This is a genomic window from Tychonema sp. LEGE 06208 (assembly GCF_015207505.1).
In the GTDB taxonomy this organism is placed as follows: Bacteria; Cyanobacteriota; Cyanobacteriia; order Cyanobacteriales; family Microcoleaceae; genus Microcoleus.
Genome location: NZ_JADEWT010000003.1, coordinates 110,032 through 118,064, shown reverse-complemented (window position 1 = coordinate 118,064; position 8,033 = coordinate 110,032). Strand labels below are relative to the sequence as shown.

Genomic DNA, 8,033 nt, shown 5'->3' with positions numbered 1-8,033 from the left:
TTAGTCATTAGTCATTAGTCATTAGTCATTAGTCATTAGTCATTAGTCATTAGTCATTAGTCATTAGTCATTAGTCATTAGTCATTAGTCATTAGTCATTAGTCATTAGTCATTAGTCATTAGTCATCAGTGCTGTCGCCTCCGAGCTTTCCGTACAACGTCATCAGGAAGAAGGAAGAAGCGATGGCTGTCACAAGCTGGCTATGCCAATTTCCCACTAAATTTAATAAAGTAGCAAAAATAGCAGAAGTTTCTCTCAAGTATGCCCATCTATCTTTCAGCGCTACTGTTCGGGACATCGTTGAAGCAAGTCACAACGGTGATTTTTTTTTTGACCGCAGATGATAGCAGATTAACGCAGATTATTTTGAGGATTTCTGGGTTTATTTGCGATATTTTTCCTTCTGCATATTCTTTTTGACAACCCACAATATAAACCAAATAACAATAATCACCACAACTATTTTGGAAACCGGGTCTAGATATTCCTCTACCAGCGTATAATTTTGCCCTAGTTTATATCCGGCAAAAGTCAGGAAACTTACCCATAAAAGAGTGCCTCCTGTTGAGTATAGTAAAAAAGGAATTAAAGGCATATTATTGATGCCAGCGGGCAGGGAAATCAGGGTGCGAACTCCCGGTACGAGGCGACACAAAAATACGGCTTTGTTGCCGTGTCTGGTAAACCATCTATTTGCTTTGTCAATATCGGCGCCGGATACTGCGATCCATTTGCCGTATTTGTCGGCTAAATCCCTCAAGCGTTCTTCGCTCAATAATTTACCCGCATAGTACCAGGGAAGGGCTCCCAGAATTGTACCGATCGTACCTGCTGCGATCGCCGGTGACAACTGCATATCGCCCTTGAATGCGGTGAATCCTGCCAGGGGCATAATCAATTCTGAGGGTATGGGCGGGAAAAGGTTTTCCAAAAACATCAATAGGCCTATTCCCAGATAGCCCATCGACTCCATTGTGCTAGTTATCCATTCAACCATTTTGATTTAATAATTGGTAAGAGGTACAGTCATTAGTCATTAGTCATTAGTCATTAGTCATTAGTCATGTTTTTGTGTCTCAGAAAGTCCAACGTCCAACGTCATGTTTTGCCAGCTTAAGAGTTCGCGAACGTTATTAGTTATCAGGAAGAAGTCATCAGGAAGAATAAACAATGAATTGCTCGTTCCCAGGCAAAGCCTGGGAACGCATATATAGAATAGAGGCTCGGCCTCGACTCCGAACCAGGGATGTAGAGCCTCCGTCTATTCATTCCTAGGCTCGGCCTAGGAACGAGGAGCTATGATTAAGTTCCCGAAGTCCAGGAGTTGGTGTACTCAATTTGCTCGGCTGTCAAGGTATCAATGTGAATTCCCATTGCTTCCAATTTGAGACGCGCAATTTCCTTGTCAACATCAACAGGAATTGAATGAATTCCTGCTTCTAACTTGCCTTGGTTTTTGACTAGATATTCAGTGGCTAAAGCTTGGTTAGCAAAGCTCATATCCATGACGGCGCTAGGATGTCCTTCGGCTGCTGCCAAGTTGATCAAACGGCCTTCGCCCAAGACAATAACCGACTTGCCATTGTTGAGGCGGTATTCTTGGGTGAAAGAGCGAACTGTTTTCACGTCGGTGCTTTTTGCGCCGAGGGATTTGAGGTCGATTTCAATGTCAAAGTGACCGGAATTGCAAACCATTGCGCCATCTTTCATGGTGTCGAAATGTTCGGCACGGATGACGTGTTTGTTGCCGGTAACGGTGATGAAGATATCGCCGACTTGTGCTGCTTCGTCCATTGGCATGACGCGGAAACCGTCCATCACTGCTTCGATCGCCCGAATCGGATCGATTTCGGTGACAATTACGTTAGCGCCCATGCCGCGGGCGCGCAGTGCCGTGCCTTTGCCGCACCAGCCGTAACCTGCAACCACAATATTTTTGCCGGCCAACAAGATGTTGGTAGCCCGGATAATGCCATCTAGGGTAGATTGACCGGTGCCGTAGCGGTTGTCGAAGAAGTGCTTGGTGTCTGCGTCGTTGACGTTCATGGCGGGGAAAGTCAGCACGCCGTCTTTCAACATGGCCCGCAGGCGCACGATGCCGGTGGTGGTTTCTTCGGTGGTTCCGATCAAGTCGGCAATTTGGTTCGGGCGGTGCTGGATCAGGGCTGCTACTACGTCGCTGCCGTCGTCGATGATGATGTTGGGGCGGTGGTCGAGGGCTGTGTTAACGTGCCGTTCGTAGGTAGCCGCGTCTTCTCCTCTGAGGGCGAAGACGGAAATGCCGTAGTCTTCAACTAAGCAAGCGGCTACGTCATCTTGGGTGCTTAAGGGGTTGCTAGCGATGAGTAGAGCGTCTGCGCCGCCCATTTTCAGGGCGATCGCCAAATGGGCTGTTTCTGTGGTTACGTGGCAGCAAGCTGAAATACGGATGCCTGCGAAGGGCTTTTCTTTAGCGAAGCGTTCTTGAATTTGGCGCAATACTGGCATTTCGCGGCCGGCCCACTCGATGCGTTGCTTCCCCAAGGGGGCGAGGGACAAGTCTTTTACTTCGTGTTTAATCTTGACGGATGTAGCTACCATGTATGTTATTTTCCAGAAATCATCAAACTCTGTTAGTTTTAGCAGATTTACCTATCTGCGGGCAAGTGCTAGGATTTTATTCGATCGCCCTGCACGCTGCTAATCTTAAATTTTGATGGTATTCGATCGACCAATTTGCGATCGTAGCCGGGGTTCACCAGCACAGCAGAGTCAGTCAATTTTAGATTAAAAAATTGAATAATCAGAGATTTACTCCACAGATGGATCTGGGATATTTAAATGTGGCAGACAATTTCGGTCTAGGGCGGAGTCAATCTTTTTTGTCAGCGCGGCGTTCTTGGACTATATGAATAATCGAAGGCACAAAAGAAAGTACAATTATTCCGCAAACAATCGGCAGTAAATATTCATCAACTCTCTCAGGAGGAATCATCTTTCCCAAATAGAAACCCATCAGCGTTAACCCCACCGTCCACAAAAACCCACCGATCAGGTTATAAAACATAAAAGTTTTGTATTTCATTGCCGCCACTCCCGCCACTATCGGGGCAAATGTGCGGACAATTGGCGTAAATCTCGCCAGTACAACAGCTTTTTGACCGTGTTTTTCGTAAAAATTTTCGGTTTTTTCTAAATATTCTTTTTTAAACAGCCACGAATCTTCCTGATTAAATAAGCGGCGACCCCAACGGTGTCCGGTTGCATAGCCAACATTATCGCCAGCCACAGCGCAGACAAAACACCCAAAAATTAGCGTCCAAATATTCATAGAGTTGGGCCCGGACGCTACAATTCCAGCAGCAAACAACAAGCTGTCTCCCGGCAGAAAAAAACCGAACAGCAATCCAGATTCGGCGAACACAATACCCCAAATTCCCAAATAACCGAAGGTTTTAATCAGTTGCTGCAAATCAAAATTCATTTTTTTGTTTTTCCGGGGAATTAACTAATATCATGTCCGCTCGATTAATAAACAGTAGATAATGGATTCTTTCGATATAGTTATCGGCTATTGCACCCTCCCGAAGCACCGGTGCGCCGGACAAAAACTAGGGCGGCGGTGGCAATTCAAGCGTCGTGAGGTATGCCCTATGCCGGATAGTACCTCATTTTTCGCTTGAAAGGCTATTCGTACACCATTCTCAATAAACTTATAAAAACCGTGTTTCTGAACGAGAGATATAGGCTTTGATGCTATATCTTCGGTCAGAAACACGGTTTTTGCCACAGGTGCAATATCTCAGTTCGATCGAACACTTGAGGACGATTGACACTCCCCGACCTAAAGGTGCGGGGATTCTTGAATGAATCCTAGAACTCTCAAAGGCATTGTCAAAATACCTCTACGCGCTCAAAACAACCACCCAAAAGGTGCTGCAATTACGCCTACTTTTAAATTATGTTTGCTTTCATAGTTCATCACTTGCGCCAGTTAGGTACGCTTCACACTCTGCCGTTATTTGTCAGTTATACAGGCTTACTACTCATTAACGAGTGCAGTGGCTCACTGTTCCGGGATTTCTCCGATAAAGAGAGTGTTTCAACACGTAGATGCTTGTTTTACTTGCAATCTAATTCTACAGCAATCTACTAGAATAAACCACAACGGATCAAACAATACGGGAAACTAAAGAATAAATTCTGCAATTAAAGCCATCCTAGAAGGACGGGGCTTCAACCCAGCTTTTTGGTGAGTTTTGAATTTTGAATTTTGAGTTGGGAGATTGGGAGAGTGGGAGAGTGGCAAAAATCCTCTTTTTTCCGACTTCACGCTTGACGACTTCCATTTCTATTCTTCATTCAAGCAAAAGGCGAGCCGATTTCCTATCAGCGCGCCTGCCGGTTATATGATTGCTTGTTAAACGGAATGTAGTCGGTCGTCCCCGTTGAAACACAATTAGGAAGCTGCTTTGCTAGCGCGGCGACGGCGTGCTGCAATTAATCCGCCCAAGCCTAGAGCCAAACCAGTCATTGTCATCGGTTCGGGAACTGTTGCGCTGACGGTGAAGTCTTGGAAGTCTTTGTCGTTACCGTTACCGGCATCGTCAAAGCCGATGGTTGCGCCGTTCAACAGAGAACTGGCTCCGTTTGTGTAATTTTTAGCAGCTTTGAAGGTGTTCGTTGTGTCTTTGTCGAGTGCGTTCAAAAGTGACGACCCGCCAAACACGGCTTGCTGCTTCTTGCCGACGTTCAAGGAAGAGGTTGAGTAGACAGTGCCCGCGCTAGCGCCATTGTAGAGGCTGCTGAGTCCCAAACTGTAAACTTTATTTGCCAGGAATTGAAACGTTACGGGGCCTGAAGCGACTGTATTGCCGGAGGTTCCTCTCCATTCGTTAGAGTCACCGTTGTCTGAGGATTTAGTTTCCGAGAACAGTGTGCTGACTAGAGATGCCACCGAGTTGTTTACTTCGTAGACTCCCAAAGAGGAGGTATACGCACCGTGAGATTCTAGGAAGTTAAATGTGACATTTGTATCTTCGTTGAAGCTGATGCCGTTGGTGCCAAAGGAGAAGGCATGAGCTGGAGCTGCTGCGCCCAACATAGCTGTGACGGCTGCGGTAGCTGTTAGGGCGGATAAAATTTTGGTATTCATAATCTGATTCCTTTTGTGCGACTGCTTCAATAATTTAATTATGCAATACTTTTTGGTGTTTGTGGCACTTGAGGTGAATTTTGACAGACTCTTTATGAAGGCTTTACACATCCTTTACAAATGCTCTCTGTCCCATTGGCATTCAGGGGGATCGCTCCTTAAAAGCACACAAAATAATTATAACTATTGTGGCTTGAAACCTTGCTGTAGCAAGCAGGGAGGCGTGGCACTGCCAATTTTATTTGGGTCTGGTTTATGCTGATTTTTTATTTTAGTCACCGTCCGGGCGATCGACAACTAACACTTACGTATAAACACGGGGAGACGCGCGCCAACGGAGAGTTGAAAAAGCTTGGTATTAACCATAAACTGGGAATCTTTGTTGTTTTGGGACTTGTGTAGGGGAGTGCAAGTAGTCGATCTATCGGGCAAATTACGTACAAGCTACGATCGCCCTAGCTTACGTATTTTGCTTCAATTTAAGGGTTTCGGGGCTGTGAGAAAGCTCAAAGGTGCGATCGAGAGGAGATGAATGCAGGTTTAAGCGGTCAAAAAGCGAATTACCTCTCAACAAATATCCTATGTAGAAAGTCTGGGGAAGGCCTAATTGCGATCGACTGCATCAAAACAAACCGCTGTAGCGTTCCTCGGCCCAAGGTTCGCCCCTGCGGTGGTAGCCGTTGCGTTCCCAAAACCCGAGTTGTTCGGCTTCTGTAAACTCTAGGCCGTTAATCCATTTCGCGCTTTTCCAGGCGTAGAGGTGGGGGACTACCAGCCGCATCGGGCCGCCGTGGTCTGGGGACAGGGGTTCGCCGAAGACGGTGTGGGCGAAAAAGTTTTCTTCTCGGATCAAGTCGGCGATCGCAATGTTGGTGGTGTAGTCGCCGTAGCAGTGTTCGAGGACGTACATAGCCGAGCGAGCGACTTCTACATAGTTCATAAAATCTGTGACTTTGACTCCAGTCCACTGCACGTCGAGTTTTGACCACCGGGTGACGCAGTGAAAATCGGCAGTAAAGTTGCTTTGGGGCATGGCCTGGAAGTCTGACCAAGTGAAGGTTTTTGGTTTTACCAATCCCCAAACTTTAAATTCCCAACTCTCAATGCTGACAGAGGGTGTATCCCCGTAAGTCAGCACGGGAAAGCCGTTGGCGAGGTATTGGCCCGGAGGGACGCGATCGCTTTTTTCTGGTTCGGGCTTGCGAAAAAATTTGCCTTGCATTGATTGGCGCTCTACAGTAACTGACTGCAATCCTCAGTATATAGCGGTTCTCAAAAAAGTGAGGTCTACCCTATGCCCACGGAGGCCACGGAGGCCACGGAGCCCTATGCCGGATAGTACCTCATATAAGAGCTTGAAAAGCTATATGCAAATCAGGGCCCATCACAATTCATCACTACTTATTCACACTAAAAAATACGCATATTTTACCTGATTCCCACTTAAATCTGCCTTTGGATAGATCTTTGGCTAAAAATTAAAAAAATCTTGTTTTTGCTTATTAATTCTTTAACCTTAAATTTTATCGCAATTAATGGTGCCTTGCCTAAAATTTGATGTATCGTTACAATAGGCTCATATTTCAAATATCAAAAATAGATGAGGTAAAAACCATGCTCGTAAGTTGCTTGATTCCGTTGACTGTCTGCTTGATTGCTTGGTGGGTGACTGCCGGGACTGACAACAGAACGCTAGACGGGATTCCGGCTCCGCTAGCTGCAATTGTTGGAGTGTGTTCGTTAATTTGGTTGGTGGCGGTGTGTCCTTGGCCTATTAAACTCGCTTTAGTTGTGGCGGTGCTGATTGTGGCTAGAGCTTACCTGCAAAATATTTTGAATGCAGGCTGAATTTTTAGGGCGACGGCTTTTAGATTTGCCGAAGCTCTATTGTCGGGTGCTACGACTTGGTGGTTGAAATTTTCACTATATTTTTACAGGGTCGCAACGAAAGAAACAACCCCAAAATTGGTGAAATTCAAGTTAGATATTTCGGTTAAAAATTAGAAGATAAAGCTTGTGGTTCGAGCGGAGACAATATAACGTGCGCCACAAGCATCCTACTACATATTGAGCGAGTAAAATGGCGAGCTGTTAAATTGGTAAGCGATTGATATCTTTATTAGAACCAATTACTACCATCACCTCGCCCTTGCTCAAACGTTGGCTCGGCTGCGGATTGATCTCGAACTTGTCGGTGCGACCGACTGCTAGCAAGTTCAAACCATACCTGCGCCGGAGTTCCAAATCCGAAATTGTTTTACCGTCAAACTTTTCTGGAACGAGCAACTCAACTATGCTGTGATCTGGGTCGAGATCAAAGCGTTCTAAAATGCTGGGTTTTGTAAGAATTCGGGCCAAAGAGTGGCCCATTTCTCGTTCTGGAAAAACCACATGATCTGCGCCGACTTTTTTCAAAATTTTCAAGTGAGTTTCCGAGGAAGCTTTAGCTATTACGTGACTTACCCCGCCTTCCTTAAGATTTAGGGTGGTGGTAATGCTTTCTGCTAGGTAATTGCCGATCGCCACAATCACCGTTTCAAATTCAAATATACCTGCTCCCCTAAGAGCGCTAGGCTCAGTAGAATCTAACTGTAAAACGTGAGCAGCTATACGATCGTTCAAAGCTTGAGCTACTTTTTTTTCGTCGGTGTCAACCGCGAGAACTTCGTAACCCAAGTCATGCAGGGTCGAACACACAGCTTTGCCAAAGCGTCCCAAACCAATAACTGCAAACTGCTTGTTATCGACGCGCAAACCGCTAAAAAAATTCAAAGATGACAGGTTCACTCAATATCCAGCGCTGAAAGTCTTGCTTTTTAAATTGTCGCAAAGACAGCGCCGCCTCCTTTTGATTTGTGACTAAATAGTAAAAGTTGATTTGGGTTGTCACCCATTGTT

General features: G+C 45.7%; 9 protein-coding genes. 2 read left to right on the top strand and 7 right to left on the bottom strand.

Features of this window, described 5'->3' with window-relative positions:
- Positions 1–119: 119 nt before the first annotated feature.
- The 5 genes from IQ263_RS01715 to IQ263_RS01695 all read right to left on the bottom strand — a co-directional run bounded on the left by IQ263_RS01715 (position 120) and on the right by IQ263_RS01695 (position 5,135).
- Positions 120–299 carry a hypothetical protein gene (locus IQ263_RS01715; protein WP_194065888.1) on the bottom strand — a complete coding sequence of 60 codons (180 nt, stop codon included), beginning with the start codon at positions 297–299 and terminating at the stop codon, positions 120–122.
- Positions 300–383: 84 nt separating this feature from the next.
- On the bottom strand, positions 384–998 hold the full coding sequence (locus IQ263_RS01710) for a DedA family protein (protein ID WP_194065887.1): 615 nt from the start codon (positions 996–998) through the stop codon (positions 384–386).
- 305 nt (positions 999–1,303) lie between these two features.
- A complete protein-coding gene (gene ahcY / locus IQ263_RS01705; RefSeq protein WP_194065886.1) occupies positions 1,304–2,581 on the bottom strand; it encodes an adenosylhomocysteinase in 1,278 nt (425 codons plus the stop codon).
- Between the two features lie 271 nt (positions 2,582–2,852).
- Entirely contained in the window at positions 2,853–3,464 is a 612-nt protein-coding gene (locus IQ263_RS01700) for a DedA family protein (RefSeq protein ID WP_194065885.1), read from the bottom strand.
- A gap of 975 nt (positions 3,465–4,439) precedes the next feature.
- Positions 4,440–5,135: a PEP-CTERM sorting domain-containing protein gene (locus IQ263_RS01695; protein WP_194065884.1), complete on the bottom strand. Its 696-nt coding sequence runs from the start codon at positions 5,133–5,135 to the stop codon at positions 4,440–4,442.
- 352 nt (positions 5,136–5,487) lie between these two features.
- On the opposite strand from IQ263_RS01695, the gene IQ263_RS01690 reads away from it, so the two are divergent.
- Positions 5,488–5,667, top strand: coding sequence for a hypothetical protein (locus tag IQ263_RS01690; RefSeq protein WP_194065883.1), 180 nt, complete (start codon positions 5,488–5,490; stop codon positions 5,665–5,667).
- 90 nt (positions 5,668–5,757) lie between these two features.
- Here IQ263_RS01690 and IQ263_RS01685 read toward each other — a convergent pair whose 3' ends face one another.
- On the bottom strand, positions 5,758–6,357 hold the full coding sequence (locus IQ263_RS01685) for a sulfite oxidase-like oxidoreductase (protein WP_194065882.1): 600 nt from the start codon (positions 6,355–6,357) through the stop codon (positions 5,758–5,760).
- A gap of 392 nt (positions 6,358–6,749) precedes the next feature.
- Here IQ263_RS01685 and IQ263_RS01680 point away from each other — a divergent pair, with 392 nt between their 5' ends.
- The gene (locus tag IQ263_RS01680; protein ID WP_194065881.1) at positions 6,750–6,983 is read left to right on the top strand and encodes a hypothetical protein; all 234 of its coding nucleotides are present in this window, start codon (positions 6,750–6,752) and stop codon (positions 6,981–6,983) included.
- A 243-nt stretch (positions 6,984–7,226) separates the two neighbouring features.
- Here IQ263_RS01680 and IQ263_RS01675 read toward each other — a convergent pair whose 3' ends face one another.
- Entirely contained in the window at positions 7,227–7,922 is a 696-nt protein-coding gene (locus IQ263_RS01675) for a potassium channel family protein (protein WP_194065880.1), read from the bottom strand.
- Positions 7,923–8,033 lie beyond the last annotated feature (111 nt).

Coding starts and splice junctions, on each gene's coding strand:
- IQ263_RS01715 (WP_194065888.1), bottom strand. CDS start 299: ATGTCCCGAACAGTAGCGCTGAAAGATAGATGGGCATACTTGAGAGAA.
- IQ263_RS01710 (WP_194065887.1), bottom strand. CDS start 998: ATGGTTGAATGGATAACTAGCACAATGGAGTCGATGGGCTATCTGGGA.
- ahcY (WP_194065886.1), bottom strand. CDS start 2,581: ATGGTAGCTACATCCGTCAAGATTAAACACGAAGTAAAAGACTTGTCC.
- IQ263_RS01700 (WP_194065885.1), bottom strand. CDS start 3,464: ATGAATTTTGATTTGCAGCAACTGATTAAAACCTTCGGTTATTTGGGA.
- IQ263_RS01695 (WP_194065884.1), bottom strand. CDS start 5,135: ATGAATACCAAAATTTTATCCGCCCTAACAGCTACCGCAGCCGTCACA.
- IQ263_RS01685 (WP_194065882.1), bottom strand. CDS start 6,357: ATGCAAGGCAAATTTTTTCGCAAGCCCGAACCAGAAAAAAGCGATCGC.
- IQ263_RS01680 (WP_194065881.1), top strand. CDS start 6,750: ATGCTCGTAAGTTGCTTGATTCCGTTGACTGTCTGCTTGATTGCTTGG.